General features: G+C 49.5%; 23 protein-coding genes. 11 read left to right on the forward strand and 12 right to left on the reverse strand.

What is annotated here, in order from left to right; translation table 11 throughout:
• Positions 1 to 116: 116 nt before the first annotated feature.
• Genes IPQ00_07005 through IPQ00_07015 form a run of 3 tightly spaced genes read right to left on the reverse strand, consistent with a single transcriptional unit; the run spans position 117 to position 6,106 of the window.
• Positions 117 to 1,304, reverse strand: a complete 1,188-nt coding sequence (locus IPQ00_07005; protein MBL0240306.1) for a GIY-YIG nuclease family protein — start codon at positions 1,302 to 1,304, stop codon at positions 117 to 119.
• On the reverse strand, positions 1,285 to 3,336 hold the full coding sequence (locus tag IPQ00_07010; GenBank protein MBL0240307.1) for a DEAD/DEAH box helicase: 2,052 nt from the start codon (positions 3,334 to 3,336) through the stop codon (positions 1,285 to 1,287). Before IPQ00_07010 ends, IPQ00_07005 begins: the two co-directional genes overlap by 20 nt.
• Positions 3,337 to 3,343: 7 nt before the next feature.
• Complete coding sequence (locus IPQ00_07015) at positions 3,344 to 6,106, reverse strand: class I SAM-dependent DNA methyltransferase (GenBank protein ID MBL0240308.1); 2,763 nt, start codon at positions 6,104 to 6,106, stop codon at positions 3,344 to 3,346.
• 375 nt (positions 6,107 to 6,481) lie between these two features.
• On the opposite strand from IPQ00_07015, the gene IPQ00_07020 reads away from it, so the two are divergent.
• From IPQ00_07020 to IPQ00_07040, 5 genes are all read left to right on the forward strand, one after another.
• The gene (locus tag IPQ00_07020; GenBank protein MBL0240309.1) at positions 6,482 to 6,883 is read left to right on the forward strand and encodes a single-stranded DNA-binding protein; all 402 of its coding nucleotides are present in this window, start codon (positions 6,482 to 6,484) and stop codon (positions 6,881 to 6,883) included.
• An 86-nt stretch (positions 6,884 to 6,969) separates the two neighbouring features.
• A complete protein-coding gene (locus IPQ00_07025; GenBank protein ID MBL0240310.1) occupies positions 6,970 to 7,359 on the forward strand; it encodes a hypothetical protein in 390 nt (129 codons plus the stop codon).
• Between the two features lie 154 nt (positions 7,360 to 7,513).
• On the forward strand, positions 7,514 to 8,959 hold the full coding sequence (locus tag IPQ00_07030) for a hypothetical protein (GenBank protein ID MBL0240311.1): 1,446 nt from the start codon (positions 7,514 to 7,516) through the stop codon (positions 8,957 to 8,959).
• A gap of 310 nt (positions 8,960 to 9,269) precedes the next feature.
• Positions 9,270 to 9,713 (forward strand): single-stranded DNA-binding protein, encoded by a 444-nt coding sequence (locus IPQ00_07035; protein MBL0240312.1) that lies wholly within the window; start codon positions 9,270 to 9,272, stop codon positions 9,711 to 9,713.
• 79 nt (positions 9,714 to 9,792) lie between these two features.
• Positions 9,793 to 10,332, forward strand: coding sequence for a hypothetical protein (locus IPQ00_07040; GenBank protein ID MBL0240313.1), 540 nt, complete (start codon positions 9,793 to 9,795; stop codon positions 10,330 to 10,332).
• A gap of 125 nt (positions 10,333 to 10,457) precedes the next feature.
• On the opposite strand, the gene IPQ00_07045 is transcribed toward IPQ00_07040, so the two are convergent.
• Positions 10,458 to 10,715 carry a hypothetical protein gene (locus IPQ00_07045; GenBank protein ID MBL0240314.1) on the reverse strand — a complete coding sequence of 86 codons (258 nt, stop codon included), beginning with the start codon at positions 10,713 to 10,715 and terminating at the stop codon, positions 10,458 to 10,460.
• Between the two features lie 381 nt (positions 10,716 to 11,096).
• On the opposite strand from IPQ00_07045, the gene IPQ00_07050 reads away from it, so the two are divergent.
• The 4 genes from IPQ00_07050 (at position 11,097) to IPQ00_07065 (ending at position 16,935) form a co-directional block, all read left to right on the forward strand.
• A complete protein-coding gene (locus IPQ00_07050) occupies positions 11,097 to 11,774 on the forward strand; it encodes a hypothetical protein (GenBank protein MBL0240315.1) in 678 nt (225 codons plus the stop codon).
• Positions 11,771 to 14,143: a hypothetical protein gene (locus IPQ00_07055; protein MBL0240316.1), complete on the forward strand. Its 2,373-nt coding sequence runs from the start codon at positions 11,771 to 11,773 to the stop codon at positions 14,141 to 14,143. Before IPQ00_07050 ends, IPQ00_07055 begins: the two co-directional genes overlap by 4 nt.
• Positions 14,144 to 14,224: 81 nt before the next feature.
• A complete protein-coding gene (locus IPQ00_07060) occupies positions 14,225 to 16,474 on the forward strand; it encodes a hypothetical protein (GenBank protein MBL0240317.1) in 2,250 nt (749 codons plus the stop codon).
• Positions 16,475 to 16,722: 248 nt separating this feature from the next.
• Positions 16,723 to 16,935: a hypothetical protein gene (locus IPQ00_07065; protein ID MBL0240318.1), complete on the forward strand. Its 213-nt coding sequence runs from the start codon at positions 16,723 to 16,725 to the stop codon at positions 16,933 to 16,935.
• Here IPQ00_07065 and IPQ00_07070 read toward each other — a convergent pair.
• Genes IPQ00_07070 through IPQ00_07090 form a run of 5 tightly spaced genes read right to left on the reverse strand, consistent with a single transcriptional unit; the run spans position 16,905 to position 20,980 of the window.
• Positions 16,905 to 18,374, reverse strand: coding sequence for an SAVED domain-containing protein (locus tag IPQ00_07070; protein ID MBL0240319.1), 1,470 nt, complete (start codon positions 18,372 to 18,374; stop codon positions 16,905 to 16,907). The genes IPQ00_07065 and IPQ00_07070 overlap by 31 nt on opposite strands.
• 15 nt (positions 18,375 to 18,389) lie before the next feature.
• A complete protein-coding gene (locus IPQ00_07075) occupies positions 18,390 to 19,283 on the reverse strand; it encodes a nucleotidyltransferase domain-containing protein (protein MBL0240320.1) in 894 nt (297 codons plus the stop codon).
• Between the two features lies 1 nt (position 19,284).
• Positions 19,285 to 19,788: an HORMA domain containing protein gene (locus tag IPQ00_07080; protein ID MBL0240321.1), complete on the reverse strand. Its 504-nt coding sequence runs from the start codon at positions 19,786 to 19,788 to the stop codon at positions 19,285 to 19,287.
• A complete protein-coding gene (locus IPQ00_07085; protein MBL0240322.1) occupies positions 19,785 to 20,252 on the reverse strand; it encodes a hypothetical protein in 468 nt (155 codons plus the stop codon). Before IPQ00_07085 ends, IPQ00_07080 begins: the two co-directional genes overlap by 4 nt.
• A 2-nt stretch (positions 20,253 to 20,254) precedes the next feature.
• A complete protein-coding gene (locus tag IPQ00_07090) occupies positions 20,255 to 20,980 on the reverse strand; it encodes an ATP-binding protein (protein ID MBL0240323.1) in 726 nt (241 codons plus the stop codon).
• A 315-nt stretch (positions 20,981 to 21,295) separates the two neighbouring features.
• Here IPQ00_07090 and IPQ00_07095 point away from each other — a divergent pair, with 315 nt between their 5' ends.
• Positions 21,296 to 21,646 carry a helix-turn-helix transcriptional regulator gene (locus IPQ00_07095; protein MBL0240324.1) on the forward strand — a complete coding sequence of 117 codons (351 nt, stop codon included), beginning with the start codon at positions 21,296 to 21,298 and terminating at the stop codon, positions 21,644 to 21,646.
• Between the two features lie 2 nt (positions 21,647 to 21,648).
• The gene (locus IPQ00_07100) at positions 21,649 to 22,296 is read left to right on the forward strand and encodes an ImmA/IrrE family metallo-endopeptidase (GenBank protein MBL0240325.1); all 648 of its coding nucleotides are present in this window, start codon (positions 21,649 to 21,651) and stop codon (positions 22,294 to 22,296) included.
• Positions 22,297 to 23,845: 1,549 nt separating this feature from the next.
• Here the strand turns inward: IPQ00_07100 and IPQ00_07105 are convergent.
• From IPQ00_07105 to IPQ00_07115, 3 genes are read right to left on the reverse strand one after another with little or no spacing between them, the layout of a single operon-like run.
• Positions 23,846 to 24,898: a hypothetical protein gene (locus tag IPQ00_07105; protein ID MBL0240326.1), complete on the reverse strand. Its 1,053-nt coding sequence runs from the start codon at positions 24,896 to 24,898 to the stop codon at positions 23,846 to 23,848.
• 45 nt (positions 24,899 to 24,943) lie between these two features.
• Positions 24,944 to 25,333, reverse strand: coding sequence for a D-alanyl-D-alanine carboxypeptidase family protein (locus tag IPQ00_07110; protein MBL0240327.1), 390 nt, complete (start codon positions 25,331 to 25,333; stop codon positions 24,944 to 24,946).
• A complete protein-coding gene (locus IPQ00_07115) occupies positions 25,305 to 26,309 on the reverse strand; it encodes an RHS repeat-associated core domain-containing protein (protein ID MBL0240328.1) in 1,005 nt (334 codons plus the stop codon). Before IPQ00_07115 ends, IPQ00_07110 begins: the two co-directional genes overlap by 29 nt.

Genomic DNA, 26,309 nt, shown 5'->3' on the forward strand with positions numbered 1-26,309 from the left:
AAATGTTCCAAAACTGGATTGTTTTTGCACCAGTGGATTAAATTTGCGAGGCAGTTAATGATTGGAGAAGAGCGGGACATTTTTTTGAGACAGTTTACGGGATTTCCCGATGTAGCTCACACGCGGACAAGCTGAGCACTTTCCGAGTCGTATCGAAAATTTCCAATACTACCTTCTTTGATTTTCTCGATCGCTTCCTCAATGATTGAGAGCGGAAGCAGGTACCACTCTCTCGATTCTACCTCCACGCCAAAACGATCGTTCAATTTCAGGTCTAAACGTGCACCAGAAAAGAACTTGTGAATCAGAGCTTCGAGGCGCTTCGCATTGATGTTTGCGAGTTTAAAAGTTGCTACCACTTCAACATCGGCCAGCAGATACGTCGAGTCGTTCTTTGCGTTAGCAATGCGACTTTTCACGTCTCCTCCGGTCACACCGATCTTGTGCACAACGGAACGGTGTTCCACGATAAAGGGATGTTCCGACTGACTTCTGAGTACGTAAATATAACCGGTTGCAAAATCTCCAACTTCTTCGATTCCCGCAAATAGAGGTCCGAGGCTGGGTTCAATGATGCGACGGCTTGCTTTGTCTCTATTTAGAGCCCGCATCAGCGAACGTCCGAGGAGGTCGCTCTCGGTGCCGTTGGCGTAAATCACCCTTAATCTCCTATCCTCGCGGTCGAAGTTACTAATAAAAGTTTCGCCCGCCTCGGCAACCAAGGCCGTCTGGCCGTCCACTATGAACAGGTCACCTTTCCGGATCTCCGCATCGTCTTTGTATTTCAAAGTCTGTCGGATACCCATATCGAGATCGGACTGAACCTGATCGAAGATTGGTTTGAAGTCGGCAAAATCTTCGCACCGGTTCCGTCGCGCGATTTCTTCCGCTGCTCTTATTTCTTCGCGTGACCGAACATGAACTAATCGTGTTAGTTCGTCCTGCTCGTCCTGATCCCCGCCTAAAGCGGAAAGCAGTTCGTCGTCCGTAGGTTCCTGGCGGAAACGGGTGGCGGCTTCGTCTCCAAGCAGTCCTCGCGAGTCAAGGCCTTTCAGGATTTCGCGGCAATCTGGCAATAGGCGAATGCGATCAAGCCTCACAGCATAAAGACGTTCAAAGATGTCTCTGTCATCGCCCTGCTCAGGCAACCTTCCATGTTCATCCACAAACCGCTCAATTTCTTCGAAACCCGCGATCACGCGCTGCTCGGCTGCCGAATGCCCGACAGTTTTTGTCGTCTTTGCAAACTCGGCTAGCTCGGACCTTAGCTCATCGAGATCAATTTCACTCATAGCGGCCTTCATCCTTAAATACGACGAATGCAGCCGCACCTTCCGCCATACGTCTTTCCCAGGCATCTTGGGCGGTGGATGACGGAAGCCGGCCGCGTTCCTTCTTAAACTTCACGGCTCTCACCGCGAGCTCCCGAGCTTCTTCCGGCGTAAGTTTTGTCTGCTTTCTCATGATAACGTCAGACACCTGTTTCAGACGCTCTTCGGTCATCGACTTGGAAAGAATTGCGTAAGCCTCACCGAACGGATTGATGCTGTCGATCAGATCAATATCCAGCTCCGTTACCGACATTGCATACCGTCGTACGCCGTCAATTAACGAAGTGTTCTGTGAGTCCGATCCACCTCCGCCGACTAGAGTTTCCTTTGCCTTCTGCACGATATTCAGAGCGGCGATGGCATGTTGGCGGACTGCCTCGGAATCTTCCTCGTCCAGATTGGGAAATTTCTCCTTTACGATTTTCCCCATGCGAACTTGCGTCAATTCTTGGGGAACGAGTTCGCCATCAAACAGTCCGCTCTCTATCGTTCGTTTGTCCTGAACGAAGGCGGTGATCAACTCGTTCAAGTCCTGTGTGCATATCCGCTCGGCCTCCGGACTTTTCGGTTCTGCCAGCCCTTTGATCTCCAGTTGGATTAGCCCTCTTTCAGCATCGACTCCAACGTTGCACTTGTTTGGATCATACCCTTCCGAACCATAATCAAGGCCTGGCGTAGCTTGACTGTTTGGATACTTTGGTTTGAACTCGAAACGTGGGCTCAGCACTTGCTCCATCAGCAAGCTTGCGGCGATTGCCTTAAGAGTGTCGTTAACTGCCTCTGTAACCGCAAGCTCAGTAGCATCCGGTTCTGCAATTAGGTTCGTGAAGCGAGTGCGAGTTTTCCCCGGCGCATCTCTGGTCGCCCTACCGATGATTTGGACGATCTCCGTAAGACTCGAACGGTAACCAACGGTCAGCGCATGCTCGCACCAGATCCAGTCAAATCCCTCCTTGGCCATGCCTAGAGCAATTATGATATCGACGTGGTTTCGGTTGTTCTTTTCCGCAGGGTCTTTCAATGCCGCCATTACCCGGTCGCGCTTAGCCGGGTCGTCATCGACCAGATCGGCTATCTTTAGGACGGTGCCATCAACGGTTTTAACGAGCTGAAAACCGGTTTTCGGATCGGTACCCTGCCATTCGCCGAGTTCCTCGATGATGTGCTCGACCTCGCGAATCTTGTCTTTTGTGCTTTCCTTGGAATTGACGTTCGGTATGTGCAGGATCGTCTTGTCCTGCGGATTCAGTACATGCAGAATCTCGTCAGTATAAGAGCCGGTATAGAAAAAATAACCGAGGTCGAGCGTCTTTAGATATTGATAGCCGTTGAGCTGTTCGTAGTATGTGTAAGTTACAGTGTCGAAGCGCGACTCATCGTCAGGGTGCAAAACCGCTTCTGCATCACCGCGAAAATATGAGCCGGTCATGGCTACAATATGAGTTTTGTCGCGGGACATCAGCTCTCGAACGTGCTCACCGAGCTTGTTGCCGGGGTTCGCTGAAATATGATGAAACTCATCCACGGCTATCAGACGATCGTCGAATGATTCCGCTCCGAACTTATCCATTGCGAAGCGGAACGTCGCATGGGTACAAACCAGCGTCTTATCGTCGCTTTCCAGAAACTTCTTCACCGCGTCCACCTTGCCGTTGGTGTCGGCACCGGGAGCATCACACAGGTTCCATCTCGGTTCGACCTTCCAGTCGGCCCAAAAGCCAAACTCGGTCAGTGGCTCATTCTGAAAGCTCGCTCCGATGGATCGTTCCGGCACCACGATGATCGCTTGCTTGAGCTTTTGGTTCGCCAGCTTATCTAATGCGATAAACATCAATGCCCGGCTCTTGCCCGAGGCCGGAGGCGATTTGATTAGCAGATATTGCTCGCCGCGTTTTTGATACGCACGCTCCTGCATCGGACGCATTCCGAGTGAATTTGAACTCGTGGATCTGCCGTCTTGCGCGTATGTGACGGAAATTGACGGAATGGGAACTGATTTACTCATAGGGCGGTTACCTTTGTTTCGTTGCGGCCGTTTTCTTTGCCGTCATCTGCGTATAAAGTTCGAAGAGTTTTTCCAGCCGTTCGGTGTCGTTCTTGAACCGGCGGCCGATGTAGATACGCTCCAGTGTTTCGTCGTTATGCTCATGAGCTTCGCGAAGATTCGCGGGCATTGTCTCCGAATCGTAAAGGTCGGCGATCGTTTTCGGAAAGTGAGATTCTCGAGCGAGCAGGATCTTCTCCGCACTTCGCGTTAGATCGGCTTTGTTTTGTTCAGTGAGATCGGGAACCGGAAACGTATTCCAGCCGAGGGTGTTGGAGTAGCGGTAGTCTGTTTTCATTTTACCGCAAACGGTGCCGATCCAAACGAGGTGAAGCTTGGAGGCAATGATTGCCATATTCCAAAGCGGAGCATCGTAAAGGGCGAAGGCGAGATTCGTGACAGTCGCTCTATTATCGAGAAGTCCAACAGGGAGATATTCCCGGCTTTCGGAGGAGACGCCAGGGACGACTAGGGTTGAATTCTTGCCAAAGAACATCCGTTGGAAACGGTGCGACCTGTCGGCAATGTCTCGTGCAGTTTTACCACCATCAAGCCGCAAGGTGCGCACGTTACGAATACGCTGAGCGATAGGAACAATATTCTTTGCTTCGGCCAAATGTTCATCTTCTATCCATAGGCAATAACGTTCAAGACCGCGAATAAACTCCGCAGAACCGTAAATCCGACGCACAAATCGATCTCGCTGCGCGCTCGTGAGATGCAGCGAATCGAGGTCGTCTCGCGAAAGAAGCAGATTACCACCATCTATTGGCGTGTTTCCAAAAGTCATTTCACTTAGTGCTCCCAAGGGCTGGCTGACCTTGTCCACAATTGCACTCTCGCCTGCTGCTAAATACGCATTGATATGCGAGCACTGGAGCTCAATGGTGTGTCCTGCATCGTCTATTGAATACAAACGCCTCGGATTGCTTGGCTGAGTGGTGATACCCACAATCGCTACGGTCACACCTGCGTTGTGGCTGGCAAGATTGGTCCAACGAAAAGACGTATGGGCAAAAGCGATTCGGTAGCCTTTTGCAAAAAGTTCTGGCCACAGAATTGGTACTTGCAAGCCTTGGCATATGGAATTCGTGGACACAAACGCAGCCGTACACTGTGTCCTAGTGCCGTAATCAGCGGCCTTCAGGAACCATCCGGCGACATAGTCGAGTGACTTCCAATTCTGAATCCGCTTATCGAACAGAGATTGCAAATCTGCCTTTTGATCGTTCTTCTGCTCCCGTGAACCAAGATAGGGTGGATTCCCGCAAATATACGTTTCCCCGCCCTCGTTTTCGAAATCAATCTCGGGCTGATCCAGTGGCGTGCTAAAGAGGTCATCGGCGTAAATCTTAACGCCTGTTCCTGTTGGCGGACAGACGCTCAACCAATCAAGCCGCAACGCATTGCCGCAAACGATCCAGTTGGCGGCATCGAGTGGTAGAAACTCGGCGAGGGCGAGCTTTTGACCACGATAAAGTACGTCCGACTGATACTCGGCGATGATGAGGGCAAGGCGGGCGATCTCGGCCGGAAAATTGCGAAGCTCTATGCCGCGAAAGTTGTTGATCGGGATGTCGGTGGGACGTTCTGCCTCGCCTCGCCGTTTGTTGATCTCTGCTTCGATCTCCCGCATCTGCTTGTAGGCGATGACCAGAAAATTACCCGACCCGCAAGCCGGGTCGAAAACGCGAATTCGTGCGATACGTTGGCGCAGATTCAGGAGCTTGCGGGCACTGTCACCTGCTTCCTCAAGCTGAGTTCGCAGGTCATCGAGGAAGAGGGGATTGAGCACCTTGAGGATGTTTGGCACGCTCGTGTAATGCATGCCAAGTGCACCGCGTTCCTCATCATCCGCCACGGCCTGGATCATCGACCCAAAAATATCCGGGTTGATCTTCGTCCAATCGAGACTACCGACATGCAGCAAATATGAACGAGCGATGCGACTAAAGCGAGGTACGTCTGAGCTGCCCGAGAAAAGACCGCCGTTCACGTATGGAAAGGTGTTCGCCCAACTCCGGATATTCTCCGCCACACGTTCTGGAACCCTTGTGTTCATCGAACGGAACAGTTCGGAGAGCACCTCATGAGTGTTCGAAGAATCCCGCTCGCTCATTTGCTCGATAGTCGCGGTGAACAATCCCTCACCATTGAATATGCTGGTGTCCTCCGCGAAAAAGCAAAAGATCAGCCGAGCCATGAAGTGGTTTAAGTCCTCGCGGCGCTCGACCGTACCCCAGTCGGGGTTTTCCTTGAGCAATTCGATATACAGTCGATTCAATCGACCAGTCGCCTTGATATCGAACGCATTTTCACGGATTTGCTTGACCGTCGTAATGCCGGCAAGTGCAAGGAAGAAACCAAAGTGGTCGGAGAAGGTCGCGTATTCGCAAGCGACCGTTTCGCCATCGGCCAGATTTTCGGCCTCAAAGGTTTTCCCGTCCGTGGCGAGGATAAACTTGACCTTCTGCTTAGTCGTTGCGTGACTTTCCCTCAGAGCGTGAAGTGTGGCCGTCACTGCTCCTTCAGCACAGACCTGAATATGAATGTTATTGCGTTGGAGTATTCCGCCAGGGAGGTCGGACTGGTTAGTAGTTCCGCTCTTCAGCCGCTTGATCGTCGTCTCCTTATTCCCAAAAGCCTCAAGGAACGCGAACGGAAAACTCTCGGCATCGAAGGGCTGCTCAGCGAGCATAGAAACGGCTTCTTCGATTTCGACAGCATTCATACAGAGTCTTAGTTAATTGTCGCTGAGTGGACTTTCCGAACTTCAAAAAGTTATTTCCCGTTATTTTATCAGATATCGAAATGTGAGCCGATGTCAGACGTTGAAAACAGTTGTTGGAGCTGTTCGATCAAACGCGGTGAATCACGAACGAAGTGAAATGGAGCCCGCCCGAATCCGTTGATCACAAGTAGCCAACTATCGCCTTTCGGCCGGTAAGACGCTACCGCGAATCTCAAAGTCCTTCCTTTGCCAATCATCACTCGATAAACAAAACAAATAATCAGCGGCAGATAAGATGTGCCTTCAGAGAAGGTTTCGGAGATCACCACTCAGGGTGATCCTCGAAAAATTAAATCACACAGGAGAATTAAGAAAATGTCAGCAAATATTTCGATCATCGGCAATCTCGGCAAGACACCGGAAACTAAGATCACGGACAACGGCACCCTCGTAGCGAGCTTTTCAATGGCCTCGAACTCGTTCAGGAACAGCGAGCAAGGACGCGTGGAGAAGACCGACTGGTTCCGCGTGACGGCATTCGGCAAGCAGGCGGAGACACTTGCACGTTACGTGCGAAAAGGCAGCCGTTTGTATGTACAGGGACGCCTGACCTTCAACCCGTGGGTAGATCAGAACGAATCGCCGCAGGCGGGTGCGGAGATCGTACTGCAGGAGTTCCAGTTCCTGTCGGGCCGCCGCGATGAGGAGGGAGACGGAGTTGCAATGCAGCCGGCACAGACAGCACCGGTCGAACTTCAGCAGGCCGCCGCTTACTGATCAAATCTATCGGTAAATGAACAACTGCCGCTTGGGGAGATAACACTCTTCAGGCGGCAGTTCTTTTTGTGTAAAAGGAGTCAGCAATGGGATACCGCGTCTTGACGATGAAGTGGATCACCAGAGCCTTTGTAAGGGATCATCGCGACTGTATCTTCCTCTTCGGTGACAACCTAGCTCGCCGAGGTTTTGGCGGTCAGGCTGCGGCAATGAGAGGCGAACCGAATGTCATTGGAATACCAACCAAGAACCTCCCCAGCAATAGCGAGAATGCCTTCTTTACGGATGCTGAATTCGAACAAAATATAGCGGCGATCGATAAGGCCTTCGAGCGTCTGTCGGTGATATGTTCGACGACAGATCAAGTCATTGTTATTCCCTCAAACGGCATCGGAACTGGCCGGGCTCAACTCGAAAGCCGGGCACCGCTTACGTTCGCTTATCTACAAAAGCGTCTGGGAGATCTTTCTTTATAGCCAGCCGATCTCGTTTCCCTTAACACACTTCTCCTGCACCTTGAGAGGGATTTTCAAGCCTGAATGAAAGTGCTTTTTATTCAGGGTTTTGAAAATGCGGCCCTTAAATACACGCGTTTTCGATTCGGCACGATGCCGATCAAGAGAGGAAGTTATGGCAGAAAGAATCAACATTGAACAGCTCAGAAAACACGCTCCGAATAACCCGATGCTGGCATTTATGCCAGTCAATATTGGCTCGCCGATGCAGGACTGGTGTGCCCATCTTTCATCGAATCCGATGCGCAGACGAGAGCTTGAAGAGTTCTCGATCTTAGGTGACGTGGTTGTCAGGATAGCCGACGAACTTGAGCCCGAACCTATGGACCAGGTGAGGATACTTTCACTTGAATACGCGATGAAAGTTCTGTCCGATGAGACGGATGCCAAAGAGTTCGTCCGATGCGTTAAGGCCATTGCAAGCCCGGATGCCGGGCAGTTTGAGTATGAGCAAATTGCCTCTTACTACTACGGCGAGATCCGACGTCGAGGCGTAAGTGAAGTCCTAAAAGAAATGGCCCTACTTGGTATGCAGTTAGAGGCCGTGACGGCTACTTTGCTGGATCGTGAGATCAGCTTCGAAGAGTCGCGAATGACCGAGCAGAAGCTCTGCGTCGCCGACCAGAGACGGGTTCAGGAAGCCGCGAAGAACCGCAAGCCGCTCCCGCCAAAATGTCCGAACTTCGACGATGAAATGCAGGCTGTTCTGAGACGCGTTGGCCGACAGAAAGTCAGCCGCATGATATTCGATGACTTTGCGGATTTCTATCTCGAAGATGGCAATAAATCCATCGAAGAACTTGATCGTGATTTCACTACGTACGAGCAACTTGAGCAGTTCGATGAGAACGGTTTGATCGGTATAACGATGAGTTCAAGTCAGCGTTCTGTGGTCGTCTTTGACCTCGATTGTGAGATCGATGCGAATTGTCTTCCGTATGAATCCAGAGCGCTTTCCGCACAGCTTCCGAGACTATTTGTCGGCCATTCATTAGGCGGAAATGCCGTTCAGGAAGGACGTCGAATGATCAACTGTGCATGTTGGTCGATGCCTTCGAGACATCCGTTCTCGGATCAGGAGTTCGAGGAATGGCTGGCACTTTCACTCGATCGAATCTATGACGGGAAAGCGATCCGTTCGGCACGCCGTATCTATTCGTTCGGCAAGGGAAGCAGCATCGAGATTCTCGTAGATCAGGAGATCAACCCGGACTTCGAAGAGATGCAATATGCGGCATCGGTGCTGCGTCTTTTGTGGCAGCGTCAATACTCCGATTTCCATCTGCGAAGCCTTCGCCACGACGCCTATCAGGAAACCTATCTTGCTATCCGTGGCACTACTGATACAGCCGATGTAGCCGATCTGAAAAAGAAAGCGTACGCGGATTTTAAGGATCAGAAGAGGCTTTCCCTCAAGGAGTTCACGGCTCTAAATACAGTCGCAAAATCTCAGGAGGTGAGGCTCAAGGGGACAGCTTTCAAGAGAGGCTGGACATTGGCTGCGAAAGATCGAAAAAGCAACCCACGGACAGCTTCGGTTCCTGAAGTTCGGACTCTATAACGACGCAGAGGCAAAGATGTTTAGGCGTCAAGAGAAACAGAAACTCTGGGATGCGGTAAGGGCAAGAGAAGCGGAACTGAGCGACAGCGTACTCGCCAGTCGCACGATCCAGAGGAGCCTCTTCGCGCAACCAATAACGCAAAGATCCCATGTCCACGTTGCGCCTTCGGCCTGAAAGTTGTTGAGAAGCATATAACGAAAGGAGCGGTGGCCAGCCCCGTAAGCAGTTCGCCTCAAATACTGGCTTAAAGTGGCCAACTGCCGTTCCATTCGGAGAAGAAATAAACCAATAAAGGAGCAAGAATAATCCATGTCAGCAAATATCTCGATACTCGGAAACACAGGCCGCGATGTGAGCCTGCGATATACAGAAAAGGGCACACCGGTCGCGAGCTTTCCAATCGCGTCGAACTCTTTCAAGAACAGTCCCGAAGGTCGTGTTCAAGTCACACATTGGTTCAACGTGGTCGCATTCGGAAAGACGGCTGAGACGCTCGCCGAGCACGTAAAGAAGGGCACGTCTCTGCTTGTTCACGGCAGGCTCTCCTTCAGCCCCTGGAGTACGGATAAGGGAGAACCCAGATCCGGCGCCGAGGTGTCGTTGTTCTCGTTTGAGTTCGTCGGTTCGAACCGTGCGAACGATCAGGATGAATCTGCATCGAGTGGCAGCAGCGACGAGCCTGATATCCCGGAATACACAGGCTCGCCTGCGCCTGAGACGCCTGTCGAAGAGCCGTTCGTCGATCAATTCTGAGATAGATTCTCTTCGCCAACTAGGGGCAAGGCCTCAGCGCTTTGCCCCCTTCTTCAGTTGAAAAAACAAGAGGTGGACAATGAGTGTAATAAGGTTACTTGAAAACAAAAGCAGTATCAGAAGTGCGGATGATTATACGCCTCTAGTGAGGATCTATGCCGATGCGTCATGCTTGAGAAATGGTGCGTTTCACGAGTCGGCGGGATGCGGTGCGGTGATGATTGATCACAATCGCCTGGAGATCAAATTGGTAGCCAAATATCTCGGACAGGTTACCAATCAGCAGGCTGAAATACTCGCGTGTACAAAGGCTTTGGAACAACTGCACCGCTCCTGCCGGGTCGAGATCGTATCAGATTCAAGATATGTGATCGACACGATGGCAGGTCGAATCAGAATGCGTACTAATCGTCTGTTCTGGACGCATCTCGTGAAAGCCTGTTACGGTCATCATATTTCCTGGCGCTGGGTTAAAAGGTCATTCCGGAGTAGCTTTTCAAGAAGTGGCAGACCGGCTGGCTCGCAGTTCGGCAAAAGTTTGCAGCGATCTGTCGGCAGAGGATCTGGAGGAACTGTCCGGCCATCTTTCAAATGGTACCGAACAGTTCGACATCCGTGATTTTGAGTCGGAGCTTGAGAAGGTTGTTTCCAGATACGGAATAGCCCATCAATCATTCGTTCCGGCTGCAAATTTGGACCGTATCGGAACCCTTCCATCAGCCTTTTCTGCCTAGAGTCTCCCTTCTAAGTCTTAATTTTAAGCCAGCTTTTGAATGCGGGATCGCGTTCGAAAAGGTGGTTTAGCGCGTACTCGACAACATCGTCATTCGTGATCTCGGTATTCATGTTGGCCGTCGCGAACTGAAGATACTGCTTGAGTTTCTCCTCAGTTGCTTCGAGTATTCTTGCATTCAATTTCACGTAAGTAAGGCGGTTGATCTGCAGAAGTGGCCGCTCGATATTCGATTTTGAAGAGGGGGTGATATTACGCTGTTCGTTCATTAAATTGGTCTCCTTTGCTTCGGTAGAATAACTGTCACAAGGAAGAGATCAATCGGCGTGCCGTAGCAGAAAGCAGTGGGAATTTAATAGAAAAGGTGGTGTGTAGGAGCACCACTTTTGGCGTAAAAAAGAGGAGCCTCCAGGTGCCTTGTAAAAAATGAAAATTACAGCTGCAGGTGTATGACAGGATAGACCAGAATCCAGCCATTGTAATTCGCGTAAACGTATTACTTACATTGATTTACGCCTTGTCACCGAAATTACAAACCGAAATTTAACCGAAAAACTCATTAAAGGCACGTGCTTTGCTCAGCTCCAATCTGTCCGAAAAATTACAAAAGGACGAAGTGGTGACAAAACGGCACAGCAAAAACCGGAAAAATGAGAAAGCGTGACAAAGAAAGAATTGCGAAGAATATTGATGTTAAGAATGAACTGAAACAGGGTCGTCCGATAAGCGTTCGGCCCTATGACGAAGATCATGGAAAACTTGAAGAGATCGCAGAGGAAACCGGAGAGAACAAGGCCGCGATAGTTCGTCGAATGATCCATTTCGCATTGAACGACAGACAGAAGCAATTCGCGGCAGGGCAGTGTCAAATGAAGCTCGATTGGCTTGTTAGTAAGGGGCGTGACAACGAGTCCATTAATCTCTCACTAAATGGCAACTTTGCCGAGACCCGAGATCGGGTTGAACGTCTGGAATCAGAACTAGAAACAGTATCCGAATTACTTCAAATTACGAGGTCTCTTGTTACCGAGATCTACTCAATGTCAAGCATGTCGATCTCATCCATGAATCTTGTCTTTACCAAGCTAATTGAGTTCGCGTCAACCGATACAAAAGATCGAAAAGATAGCGTCGTTATAGCTTCAACCGCAATGGCGGAACTGATCGATCACGCCGTAACAGATCTTAAGAAATGCCTTCTATTTCATGAGCATGTGGTCGACGATGACTTGAAAGAACGAAGCTATCTCGGTACCAAGGTGGCAGTCCTCAAACAGCGGATCGAATCCATGCCTAAGTTGCAGAAGCAGCAAACAGATCCGTCATGAGAATTATCGCAAGCGTCCAGTCAAAAAGAGGTAGTTCGCGCGGGCTTGTACACTATCTGGCTCACAGCAAAATAGACCCCGACAAAGAGCCAGAAAAAGGCCGTGAACTTTTCAACGCTTTCACCGACCAGTTGGACGTCCGGAACGCCAACAACTTTCTAAAGTCGAACTGCGGAAAAGGACGGCCATCCAACGACGAACTCCATCATTTGGTGCTTTCATTCAGGCCGGAAGATTTTCATGATCTTGGCTCTACTGATGAGGTGCGAAAGCGACGACTAAAGGCCGTTGCCCGATTCGCGATGAGTCAGCTTGAAAAGAGTCTCAGTAGCGAAAGACTCGCGTGGGCCGGAGCGGTTCATCTCAATACGGCAAACCCACACGTTCATATTGCAATTCAAAAGCGCTATTTCGCCAAAGACCTTCGAGCCCGATCACTAAATAAAATTCCGCGAGAGGCACTTCCACACTTTGAGTCAATCAATGGAGAAAAGCAGATCGTCGAGGGGATCTTTATCGAATCCGCTCAAACGAACCTGGAGGAATTGATCGCTGAACGCGGTCCGTCACAGAGACATGCCAAAGACCAAAATAAATCGAGAACGCACGAAAAGACCAACGTCGAGAATAAGAGGGGAAACTTTGACGAACGAGAGACACTGCGACTTGGGATTCTGGCGGAATACCAACTCAAATTTAAGGAGGAAAGAATTGCCTTCATCGTGGAGCATCGTCAGAACCTGAGATTTCCGGTTTCCGATCCGAAAACTGGGGTGAAACACAAGGTTTCGATAAAGGAACTGGAGTCGGCGAGTACTGGACTCAGTGACTTAGATAATACTGCTGAGGCTCGGCAGATTCGGGCGATAACGCACAGCATCTTGGCAAAGGAGGAGTCGGAATTCTTTCAGCTAAAGGAAGACTCGGCCCAAGTTAGAAAGGAAGCTGCGCAGATAAGAAAAGTCCATAAGAAAAGCGGAACCAAATTGCCGTCACCTAGTTTCACCAAAAAAGAGCTGGACGATCTACAAAATCAGTGTCTTGCGAACTCGAAAGTTCGGGAATACGGGTTCCTGGAACAGATCCGTCTCGACCTCGAGACCAGAAACGAAATTCAACCAAGAGATAAGGAGGATCTTGAACGCCTTGCCGCTCAAAAAAATCTCTCCGAACTGAGATCGCAGCATCGGCAAAGGAAGCTGATGGACTTCCGCGACAATGCCTATTACCGGAGAGTTTCCGTGGGAAAAGAACGGATCTCATTGGCCATGATCGACCATGAATCAAAGGCTAAAGACTACACGAATGGGTCGGTTATTCAGAGCATTCGCGTCGCGATCCAATCTTTGACGAATAGAGAAAGCCGCCGGTATACCAAATCAGACCAAAGCCTGGTGACAGAAGCTGTGAATAGCAGTTTGAACGATCAATCAATGAGTCTACAAAAAGACTCTCAAAGGTGCCGGAAGGTGGTTGGAGTTCTGAACGACGTCCTAAACCGAAACAACACCATGAAAAGGGAAATTGAGCCAAAGTTTTCGGCGGACGATATGCTTGAAATCGATATTCTCGCTAGAAGACTTAGACTGCCAAAAGAGTACCTGGCGAATTGGAGCCTGCAAAAGCAGTTGATCGGGAAATTTGAAGGGCAGCAACTAAATTCAGGTGCGACGTCTAAGGAAACGATTTGGGGTCACGATACAGACCTCGCCGCTGGGCGGACGATCGCCCGAGAGATCCTATGCAATATCGAGTTGAACAAAGCGAAAGAAGACCTCGCATCCTATCGAAAAACGAAGCGATTTCACAAATTCGCAATCGAGGACAAAACGAACGGGTCAATCAGTTATCTGAGTCTGAACGATGCTGATCTACCGCGAAAAGGATCGATCCTTGATCACGGACTAAATTTGTTGTTAGAGAGCAGGGATCACAGATTGTTGAGGCACGAACTCGAAGGACGAGTAAAGGTGCGTGAGGCCGATCTAAAGGCCAGTCTCGCTGCAGCAAAAGAACTTGTGATTGAAACTGGCAGGGAAGCCGCAACATTCAAGCAAAACTCCTGGTGGCAAAGTTCTGGGGAGCCTGATTACCAACCAATTTTTAGGGATAAAGAAGTAGCCGAGATTGAGAAGAGGATCGCAGCCAGACCCGACAGTAAGGAGGCATCCAGATTAAAACTGGCTCTCGAACGCTCTGTTAGCCACAATTCGAGTACCTACGACCAGATTCTTCACATCGCTATATTACCGGATCGCAACCCTGAAGCGGTTCAGAATCATACCTCTGATGTCCAAGAAAGAGAACAAAGAAGAGTCATTCGGCACAAACCAGATAAGCGAGAAATCAGCCTAGAAATGGAACGATAATTCGCGTCCATGTCTTATAGCTTAGGCACATTATTTGCCCTTTCATAGCTCGGTAAGTTCGAGAAGAGGATGGGGCAAGTCATGAAATTTGATCTGAGCAATAAGGTAATAGCTCGCCTAAGCAACAATGAATCACAATCGCCAAACAGAAGTTTGGATCTGGGGAATATTATTACTCCAGAATTGAGTCTTCTTTCGCCCAATCGGAACGAAATTGCACCACGCGGTAACGGTCGCGATGCCGCCCTTATTGCTTACTCCGAACGACTTCGAAGTAGTTACAAACAAAACGAAGGTGGACTTAGGGACGGCATGGTCCTGCTTGGCGAAGCATTCAGGAATGGCCAACCAATCTCGATCACATGTTTTTGTCGAGCGGGGCAGACGTGCCACGCGGATGTCGTTAAGCTCGCGATCGAAAAGGTTGCAAAGGCAATTGACGCAAGAGAACTGAACCATGCCGCACGATCCCCTATTGTTCAAGACGTAAACTCTCGCCCATCAAATCCACGAACAGAAAGAGCGATCAACGAGATACTTTCGGTTAGCAAATCAGACCTTCTACTATCCAAACTGGACGACACCAATGGTCGTAACAGGAGCGAGCATGCTTCATACCTCAACGGCACATCACAATTTCTTCGGGATGCATACGAGCGCGGCGGAACCGTTCAAAACGGTGTACTGGTAATTCCGAAGGAATCTCACGAACTAAAGTTACCGCTCCAACTAGCAAGCCTCAGCTATGGCGTAAGTCGGCTTGAACAACTGGTCGGATCAGAAAAAACACGCGAAGTCGCTCCCAAAATCTTGGAATATGGGAAGGCCATCGCGGGAAGTAATTCCGATCGTGAAACGGAGGCGAAGGTCTTTCGTTGGATCTACGACGCGTTAGATGGAAAACAGGAACTGCTAGGTGAGGTTAGAGAAGAGGGAAGATCGGAATCAACCAGAGAACGGTTCGACAGGACGCTAGCGGAAATTAAGAAGGTGGCCGACGAGATGGAAAGATTAGAACCATCTGACCGTTCGATCCAATACGAGCAGTTTGTCGAATCGAATTCGCAGAACACTAGACATTCTTTAGGCGAAGAGCTAGAAGAAATAGCTGAATCCGCTGAATATCTATTGACCGAACGGGATCCTGAACGCGGTCAGACAACACTTGGTTTCGAGCGAATTAAACTTGAAAGCACGCAGATGACCCTTCTTGCATCCGAGATGTCGGCCGACGAACTGAAACATTGGTCTCAGGTTAAATTTCCAGCCCTGGACGAGGCCTTGGAGAACGGGATTCCACCCTCCACAATCCTGAAGCTGTTTAAGGCAAAATCTGATAAAGCGATTGAGAATGTTGTGAAAGGAAAGGAGCTAAATTACGAGGACCTCCGTTTCGCGTCTGCATATCTTGAACACCAACTCAAACAACCTGAAACGAGGCTTCGACATTTCAATGAGCGGTATCGAGACTACGCTCAAATCTTAGACCGCTGTCAAACGCGAGAAGAAGTGATTCAAGCGTCGTCAAAGATCAGGATTGACAATGCTTCAGCTGGTCTTAATCAACGGAATGGCCAAGATCGAGATCCTAGGAATTCACCTGCCTTAACGACCAATGAGATGCAAATGCTGTTTACCGAGCAATCGCCTCGACACTTCACGTCAGAAATGACCGTAGCGAAACTCAGCTATGCAGGTGATGGCGCCGCCACAAAAGCGCGAACTGAGGCTTTGAAAAGAGGTGAGATCGCTCCAAGCCCAGAGGCCCAGCAATTGGTTAATAGTCTGGAATCTCGAATGGGAAGAACGTATCTTGACGAATCCCTGTCCGCGACAAAACACTTTCTCCAAAGTCTCAAGACGCCGGATGCGAAGCTTCGGTACAAGAACAGCTTCGATCACAGTGACCTTTACCGAAAGCTGCCTCCCGCAGAAAGAGATTTCGTTTATCAGCGAGCGACGGAGCAGAAGCATCATCTAGAGGCGACAGTTCGAAACCTTTCGGAACAAAGGGGAGCGCGAGCCGAGATTGTAGTGGAAAAACTGCAAGACGTCATGAAAGCAGAACTGCTGGCGTTGTCGCTTTCAAACGCCGATCCAAGACTAGTCAAGGATCGTGCTTCTGTGATCCTTAACGAATACTTGGGCGAAAGAGGAAATATTTCAGTTGGCGTGGAAACCGGACAATTGTCTCAAGAGCTGAGCGAAATTGTGCAGGGCCGAAACACTAGAAAGTTGCAACACGAAAGAACCTACGCGGGGGCGAAAATTCCGCACGGTTTCGATCAAAATGGTAGCCGCGGGGAGATATTGCTTGAGCAGACGAGATAATGCCACTGATTAACATTTCCCTTGCTTTCAATGATGGGTCGTCCAATCACGAGGGAACCGTTTTTTCATCCAGTTTATCTTTGCCCCACTCTAACTCCCTTGAGTAATTCATAGCATCAAGCCTTTCAAATCTCAGGTTCTTGTTGGTGCAGATCGATAAAAAGCTTCGGCCGAACTGTAATGATAGATCAATCCGTTACTATCGCGGGTAGGATTGTAGATGCGACTCGTTTTAAGATTCATCTGTAATGGATCGCTCTGGGATCAAAGATAGGGATCTCGTCTTAGTTCTACAACAAGCGACGGCAAACGACGGCAAGGTTGTCGTTGCACTAATTGACGATAAATCCTCGACAAAGGAATTTCGCCGCACGGCGTCGGCAATCGTCCTTACCCCGCGATCAAGCTCACCCGCATCACCCTTTAGTCGTTACCCGGTAGCAATCTTAACCGCAACCTGATAACTGCCATTTGCGGTCCGCTCATAGGCCACGATTTGTCCCAGCGCATTCAGTTTTTGGCCAAGAAACAAACAAAACCCCGCCGGAGCAAAAAGTATAAGGTGGGTGTTTTTCGCGCGGTACAATTCCCGAAACTCTCTAATTATCTTTTTCGCATCGTTTGCCAGTGCGACGGCATCTCCTGCGTTTCGGATTGCGGAACTTCCCGTTCCCGTTGCGGGCTCAGCGTAGATCAGAGCCGAGAATGTATCACCACGCTCCTTAAAATAGTTTTCTGCATCATGCATACCACTACCAGAAATCGATAACGCTATTAAAATATCGTCCCCTTCTTCGTTATCGGCGTGTCGAGTTCGATCAAAAACAAGGCCAGTGGGGGGCGAATCGGATCGCCAAAGGTTGATTTCGCTGTCCGTTGGCTGTTCGGCCCGGAATGCAAAACCGGCAACTTCGGGAAATGCGGCACCGACGGCAAGCACGGTCGTGAGGGGCAACTTTCCGCGAAAATCGATGTAATGCCCATCTTCCATCTGCTGAAAAATCTTCCGTGCTTCTATCAGCTGAGGCAGAAGTTTCTGTTGCCAGTCAGACTGATCAGGGACGCGCCTCGTATCACGGTCGATGTACTCGGTCCAATCAAGCTCGACCGTAGGCGACCCATCAAATTTGCGTTTTACCCAGCCGTGAATCTCAAGTTGGGCTTTTGGATTATCTTTGGCCTCGGCCCACAGACCGTTTTCGGTGACAAGTTCGATTAGCGATTCGCGAGTGATCTTTTTCTTTGCCCCCCCTTCCTTAATTACGTTGCGTATCGCGGCCAGGGCTAGGGCTCGCGCTTTTGGACCGCTCATTAACCCGTTGTTAGACATTCGTTCATCGACTATCTCTTCCAGATCGCGCGTGCCTACAAAACCAAGACGAAGTCTTAGATCGCGGCAGAATTCCGCCATCTCCTCATCTGTGGAGTTCACGTGTTTCTGCCACAAACTACGAGCCTTGCCAGGTTTCGACCGCTTGCTGCAACTATGAAAAAGGTCAATGAAACCGTGGTTTTCGTGTATGAACTTGCCAAAGTCTATTGCGGCAGGCCAATTGCTTACCAGCCAAATTTCCGTTGGACCGTCTTTCTGAAGCAACTTCCAGCTTTGGAACAGTTTTTGAATCAGCGAAGTCGTGCTTGGTTTCTTTACCGTTGCTAAGAGTTCGAAGTTGTATTGAGCGGCGGCCGACACGTGCCATTTCACCTGGATGTATTGCGACGGGATCATCCGCCCTGATTTAGGATGCAACGTCACATCGTCCGCCGCACCCGCTTTCGGATGCTCGACGTAGGCGTATTCATAATCGCTACCTTCGGAAAGTAGCTTTAACAACAAATACCAGCTATATAAATGCTGGTAGTCGTCTCCACCGATCCGTGCTCCGCTTTGTTCGCCCATAATAAAATCTTTAGATCATGAAAGTGGAAATTGCTTTCCAAAAAGTGCTCGCCAGGTTTTCAGGGCCTCTCCATTTCGACCTTCGCGTTCTTGCCTGATCGCCAAGGCAGCTCGCTGCTCGCTGTCAAGTAACACGCGTCGTGCTTCCGCACACATTTGAGGCGTCATCCGATCGCTCACATCTGGTCCGAGGCCCGCAGGGTCCGGCCATGTTTCAGATATTCTGTCAGCAAGAGTGTGAAAAAAGGCCTGAATCTCCCTCGAATAAGTGCCGCCGAATGGCGGGAACAAAACTTCTAGGGCCATTACCTCGATCAGGAAAGACGGCTTTATTGGCTTACCCATTTCGCGATTCCAGGATTTCATCATCCGGACCAATCCCTTCCACTCTCGGTTGTAGGCCTGCTGTGCCTGGACGGCACGTTCAGCATGGATCTCGGGGTCCGTTTTTGTCCATCCGGACGTTGTCGCGGTGTCCGGAATTTCATAATGTTCGACCTCGTCAAAAGCCGGCACCACGTCAAAACTCATCACCTTATCATCCGTTCCGCCTTCTTCATCTACCCGGATTCCAAAATCAACGCAAACCGACCGCCTTTGCTGAGTTACATTTCCCGCACCGTATTCCTTTGCAAGCTCTTTTTCGACATCTGCGAGCAATACCGAAGGGCTTTCCTTGCGGTAATGCCGTTCACTGTCTCCCAGCACGCAAAAAATATCTACGTCTTTCAACGGCTTGGTTTTAGTGTGTCGGGCGTATGAGCCCGTAAGGAAATCGCGATCAATCGAAAACGCATCCTTCATTACGCGGCGAATATCCTTTTGTCGTCTCGAAGCGTCGTTTTGTTCGCGGTCGTTGAGTTCCAACCTGCTTCGAAATTTCTTAAATGCCTCTTGAACTGTGATCATATTATTTCTTTCTCCAATACCCAGCCCCCGCAGACAGACCTCCGCCATTGATCGTTGTGCCTATGCCCTGCCTCACAAAACCATCTGTGGACCGCAGCGACGTACCAGACCAGCCGCTCACGTAGCGGCGACCCGGTGTCGTGGTCGTTACAACCCGGTAACTACAATTGGCCGGATCAAGATTTTGTTTCCTGATATGGTATTTGATGTCATCCGGATCCTGCCAAAAGGAGCCGTCACCGGAAGAATAGTTGTAGAAAATATCAAAATCCCACCGACCGACCAGCTTATCCGTGGTCGCGTGGTAGACCTCAAGGTGAACGACCTCAAGGTGTTCGTCATTCAACCAGGTCAGAATACCGCGCTCAAGCACTTCCCAGTCGTCACCGAGCTTATCCGGATCGAGCCCGCTTAAGCGGACGATCTCTTTTACCGATCCAAGAAGCTTGTCGGTCACATACGTTACGGAATGTGAATGTGTATTTACGGCTACCTGCGTACTCATGAGTTCAAAAATCCCTCCACGTTAACCTCGACCTGGTTCAAAAACGCAGCCCGATCGTCGGTTACACCGCCGTCGCCATCCATGTCGCGGGCCGTGATCCGGCTCGACTTTTTCTTAAGGCTGGCCGCCACCCAGTCCAGATCCTCTTCCCTACACGGAAGCGACATTTTCCAATCGCCCTCGGTTGCATCGAAACTAAGAGCGTTTTCATTGACATTGGTCCCGTCGATCGCGTCCTCAACGTAGACACAGTAAACGCGCACCTGCGGACCGCTGTCGGTTACAACGGCCGGAGCACCCTTAAAACACTCATCAGCTATAAGCGAACAAGCAATCCCGGTAACGGCTACTAACTCAGCACGTCCACTACTATCCGGCTTCGATAAAAGCTCGGTGATGAATCGCCACGCCTCGGACGCAGTTCTTACGGGTGAGGCAGCAACTCTTCTCGCGATTGTTGACATAATTAAGCTCCTTTCCCTTTCGCGGCGAGTCCTCCGTCCCGGTCGAGTTTCGCGGCGCGTAGTATGTCAGCTGCGGTTAACTTACTCGGATCCACGGCCGTCTCACGTCTAAACGAACAAGCTGTAGCCACCAATTTACGCAGCTGCCGGCCGTCAATGCCGTCGGTTGCAACTACTAATCTTGCAAAATCGGGATCATGCAGTATTTGTTTTACCGAAGGGTATTTTCTGGCGAGTCCCGTGATCGTGTCTTCTAATATCGATTTACGGGCGTCGGCATTTGGCATCGGAATTTGAAGCACAAGATCAGATCTGGAGATGAAAGCCTCATCGACCGCTCCTTCAAAGTTGCTGGTAGCTATAAAGAGCAGATTGTCATATCGGTCGGCAAGATGATCGAGTTGGGCGAGAACGGCGTCGGTGGCACGATGTACGTCAATGGGATTTGCGTCCATACTGAGCTTCTTTCGGTCAGTTGCGAGAGTTTCGACCTCGTCCAACAGAACGATTACCGGACCCTGTTCGGCATATTCCGAGATAGTCGACCCCAGCAGTTCGGTTACAGCCCGCTGTGTCTTACCCATGGCCGAACTCGTCAACCCGTGCGGTTCAACTTCGAGAAAAGTCGGGCCGGAACTCAAATGCTTTGCAACCTGGGAAGCTAGTCCGCGGGCCAGCGAGCTCTTGCCTGTTCCCGGCTGTCCGACGAGCAAAATCACGCCGTGCATCGGAATCACCTCTCTCCCGACGTTTTTACGAATTGTAAAATTTAATATCGCCTGGCAAAGCAGGCGGTCTTTTAACTCTTTATCAAGAATGATTGAATCCCAGACGCGATCGAAAGATGCGTCCGGAAGTTTTCGCTCGTCTAAAATCCCCGGGGCCAAATCGCTAGCGTATTTTCCTGAAGTTGTTATTTTATTCATAATTTGTTGACGCTCAGAACCGTTATGCTGTATCCTGTTAAAGGATAAATTAATACTACAGTAGAGAGTACATCACGTCAACGCATAAAGGAAGTTAACTTCCTGTTACAGGATACCATGAGCGACTTGTACGAAAATATCGGCCAGCGAATAAAAGAGCTGCGCGGGAAGTACGGCGGTAAAGGTCTTAGCCAGGAAGATCTTGCTAAAGAAATGAAAACCACCGCCAACACGATTTCTCGCTGGGAGAGTGCAATCTATAAACCATCTGCTATGGACCTGCACAAATTAGCTAAGTTCTTCGGTGTTAACATCTCCGTATTTTTTCCTGCGATGGAAACTACACGGCTGGCGGCCCTTATGAGTGCACTTGGTGAACTCGGTCAAAAAGACATTGATGAACTCACCGAGTATGCCCAGTTTCGAAAAGCTCGTCAGGCACTAAAATCAGCAAAAAGAAAAAAATAAACATGGCTACTGGTAATTCCCCCTACTATCAGCAGATGAAGCTGCTTGCTCAGGAAAAACGCGAGCAATACAACATCGAAACCAGCAAGATCAATCTGAATGTCGTTAGGCGGATCTACAAAGCCGAGGGGGTAACGATCGACTACTGGGATGTTAAAGGGAATAAGATAAAGGCCTGTTATTTCGCGGACGGCGAACCATCGGTCGCTGTAAAACGCAGCCTCCCTCGCGAGCCAAAGCTTTTCGCTCTAATGCATGAGCTTAAGCATCATTACGTAGATCACGAAAGTATTCTCGAAGGCCGCTATGAATGTGGCCAGTACAATGAAAATGAGGTCGTCGAGATCGGAGCCGAGGTCTTTGCCGCAGCGTTTATTTATCCTGACACCGAAATGCTCGCGCATATAGCCGACCTAGGCATCACCAAGGATTCCTTTACGCCGGAAACCATTGTTAGGTTCAAGCGCTCATGTGGAGCGGTGGTCAGCTACGCGTTTCTCGTAAAGCGTTTTGAGAGATTCGGCTATATTGAAAAAGGCGAATATAGAAGGATTCAATTCCAAAAGCTCGAGGAGCAAATATTCGGATTACCTGTATATAAGCGACCGAGCTATCAGAAAAATCGGAAGCGTGTGTCCAAGAATCCCTAATCTTCATCTTCAATCGCGACTGTTCAACGTACGAATCTATTGCGGCCCGCGATTCGACATGTTCAATTGGGTCCGTGGGGAGCGTACGCAGGTAAGACTCGAACTTACAACCCGTCGGGTAGCAACGGAACGCATTCTGAAATGATTCCCCTAATGTTCTCACTTGGATTTCGACTCCCTTGGGGCATTCGGTTGCTCGACAAGACCCAACATGTTTAGTTTGTTTGAGGAAGGGGCCTGCGACAGTTTCTCAATATCCGGAATTAGCAATGCCGGGCCTTTCCACGCTCGATCCGAACTAGGAGTTCCGACGAGAAAGACTGTGGATACTTCATCGCGTACTTTGCCAATTGGTATGGCCCACAGAGTAAATCGATGGGGATTGATCTTTGAATACAGGTAGAAGTAATTTCGGTGGATCATCTAACGGCCATGCGACACGTAATTTCTTTCCTTCTTCTCCCAGACTACACCTTCGAGTTCTTCTAACTTTTCAGGGAATGATCCCCGCTTCTGATGAAATTTTAGTAGATCTATATTCATTACTTTAGTCGCATCAAAGGGAATTTCAGCACGTCGCTCTCGTTCCTCGGACCAAATGGAATAGATTTACACGCCCACCAGCATCAATAACGCGAGCGGCGCCAGAATGAGTGATATCTTGAGTCTATTTAGCATGGATCTAAATTTGCGAAAGTTGACTGACGTGAGCGGCAGTCGTCATGAATCGAACATCCTCAGGAAGGCAGTGCAGGGCATTCTTAGTCAAATCGGAGTTCTCGGCGAATTCAATATCGAGTGCGAAACCAGAGTAGGTTTCGCTCTTTGACGAACTAACTAACCCGGCAATTTTTTCACTGGATAAAACTCTGTCAACACCGATCCTAATCCGATGCCTCGAGAAAACGTCTTTATGACTTCAGGAACGATCGTGATTGCCCCCACGTAGAATGTCGAAGTAGTAGTTCACCGTGGGCGTGTTCTGATATTGCGAAAGACTTGGAGGAGGATCAGGCATCGCTTACGAACGCTGCATGACGCGATTCAAACGGTCATACGCATAGCTCGTCGTGATGCTCCTCGCATCGACCTTTGTTGCGAGAGAACGCGACCATCGACCGTATTCTTTTGTTGGAAGAATCGCGGTGGCTGCCCCTCTTTTTTATTTGCATTATTCCACCGCCGCCCCGCCGCCGCTCCGTAAAACCTACGGTTCGAGAGTAAGGGGTAGGCAAGCCATTAAAGTCTCGATTAGCTGGATCGATGTTGCCGAGCCGGTAGAGACGTCAACGCAAAAGCACGCACGGATTTCTCTACTTTCCGTGCGTGCTTTTGCGTTGACCATTGAGGAATTATGCTATTGATCTACTCTCAGTCAGCAATTTTCCAAATACATATTGATAAGGAGTACAAAAGAATGGAGCTATTTACCCAGAACTTCGGAGCTCGATTACCGAACAAAATTCTTAAATGACCCTTGTTTTATCCAGGGTCTGATATATCGCTATAAAATAATTTTCCGTCGGCTAAGAGATAGAGCTTTTTGCCTCTAAATGTCATGTCGAAAATCACCGCGAGGCTTAAACTCAATCTTCTTCCATTTCGGATCATCACGGTTGCGTATGACGATTATCTCGTTAGGGCCGAAAGCGGCGATCGAAGAACCATAGGTGATCCGCTGAAGCGCTTTATCTACGCCGCTGGATTCTTTGGTCCAAGTTTTTCCGCTATCTTCCGTACGAAGGATCAGCCCTTCTCCACCGACGATAAACCCGACTGATTCATTCATCATTTTCATGTTCGTGACCTTGAATTGTGCGTCATCAGGAATGTTGGAGTAGTCGACCCAGTTGCCGCCGTTGTCCATCGAACGTAAAAGCTTTCCTCCGCTTAATAGCATCCATCCATTTCTGCCAACAAAATCGACGGCGGCGATCCCGCCATCCTCCCATTTTCCCTGCCATAAAATCTCGAATCGGGATTCCTTTTCTTTAGAACCCAAAAGAGCCGGCCCAGGTCTTAAGAAGGACGGAAACACCGACCGGTCAGAAGTAGTGGTCATTCGGGTAGGTCCCCATAAAGTGGTTCTTGGGAATTTGTTGTCAGGGTAAATAAAGTCGGTCAATGTCAGATTCGAATACTCGCTTCCGACGGAGATATTCCACACTTGCGTCGTGTTCTCGCAGTTAGCATAAACCGCTATTGAGTCAGAAAGGACTTTCGCGTTCAACGGGAAACACAGATCGTCCAAATCAAATACCTTTGCGTCATCTGCTTTCCTGGTCAGACCGCCATCGACCGATCGAAAAGCATCTGTAATTCTGAATGATGTTTGATTTGTCAAACTCCCATCTTCACCGATTTCAACCATGCCTTTTTGACCGATTGCGACGATTCTGCCATCGGACGAAGCAAACGCAAATAGTTGAAACGAAGTAGGAATTTCGATCCACTTGAATTGATCCACTGGCGCGAAAGGCGGAGTTGTTGCGAGATTCGATGAAGTTGCTGCTTCCGGATGATCGAGCACCTGACATCCGGCAGAGCAAGCAACTAACAGAGCCATCGAACAAACTATCTTTACAAAATCAAATTTGAACATAATCTCCCCTTCGAAACGTAATTAACTTGTCAACTCAATTATTTGTTACAGACAATTCTCATAATATTCTCTGGCCACCCTATTTGCTTCGACAGAGTTTGCCGACGCACTCTTATGTTGCCAGTGAGGGTAATCCTTCCTTGCCATGGTACTTGCAGGTCGGCTAAAACCGTACTTCTCCAATATTTGTTTGACAGTTTTCCCCTTTCCCGGCCCTTGCGTCAGAACCTTAGGTAAGTATGTTGTGTCAATATCAAGTGCGGTTCCGCCGCCGTGATTGCTTGTTCCGGGGAACGCGGCCGCTAATATATTTCGGTAGGGTTTCGGCTTTCGGCGAGCTACAGCCGCCTCATTCTCCTGTTGTTTGTTCCAATAGTCTTGCTGGACCGAAAACGGACGGTAAGCTTCATTTATACCCAGCCAAATTCCGCCCATCGAAATTTCCGTCAGCAGAAATTAAGTCGTCGTACATAGTGGCCGCAACATAAGGATTGTTCGCCCCAGCTCCATCCCCGGTCCAATTGACTACCGAAAGTTTCTTGAGTATTGGTATGTCGCAAGGGCCAAATAGTGTTGGTGGCGCGGACACATTGGCAGTAGTTCCTGCTCCTGGAAGGGGCGGCGGAGCGGAAAGGGTTGCGGTTGCCGTGTCAAGTTGCCAAAAATAGGTCGGAGTTCCAAACGTCCCTGCATAGCTGTGGCCGCCGCCGAAAAGATTTCCTAAGATCCCCGTAAGAAAACTTCCCAGCCAGTTCGGAATGCTTGTACCGGTTCCACCGGAATGCCCGCCTAAAGTTGGAAAGGTAGTATAAATAGTCGAATATCGCGGTGGAGTCCCGTCCAAACCACTTGGATCAACTTTGTTGATCGGATCGTTAGTAACATAGGCATAAAGATTCAAGGTCTGAGGACTAAGTATCTTAACAGAACCCATCTTGATTGGATCGACAGTTGCGAACCGGCCCTGCTGCGAATCGTAGTACCTATTGTTAGCGTAATCCAATCCAGTCGAAGCACTTCGGTCGTAAGTCGTGAATCTACGATTTGTTGAGCCTGTAGATTCGCTGTCGAGCGAGGTTCCAAATGGCAATGTGTTCTGCTCAAACGAAGTTCCCGTACCCGGATCGGTGACTATCCGGGTTCCGAGTTGATCAGCGTGGTTAAACTGGACAGTTTCACCGCTTCCGTTTTTGGTTTGGGTCGCAAGCAAAGAGCCTCCGAGATAGATATAGTTCTTGACCCACGTCAAAACCTGTCCCGCACCTTCGGAGTATTCGCTTATGACCGATCCACCCTCTACGGCGTAATAGGTCAGATTTGTCGAGTTCTCATCGCCATCTTGTGAGACAACCCGCTCACGTCCAATCCCGTAGGTGTATGTCGCTATGGTCGTTCCGTTATCCGCCTTCAC

Origin of the sequence: Chloracidobacterium sp., from assembly GCA_016720705.1 — a bacterium.
Classification (GTDB): Bacteria; Acidobacteriota; Blastocatellia; order Pyrinomonadales; family Pyrinomonadaceae; genus OLB17.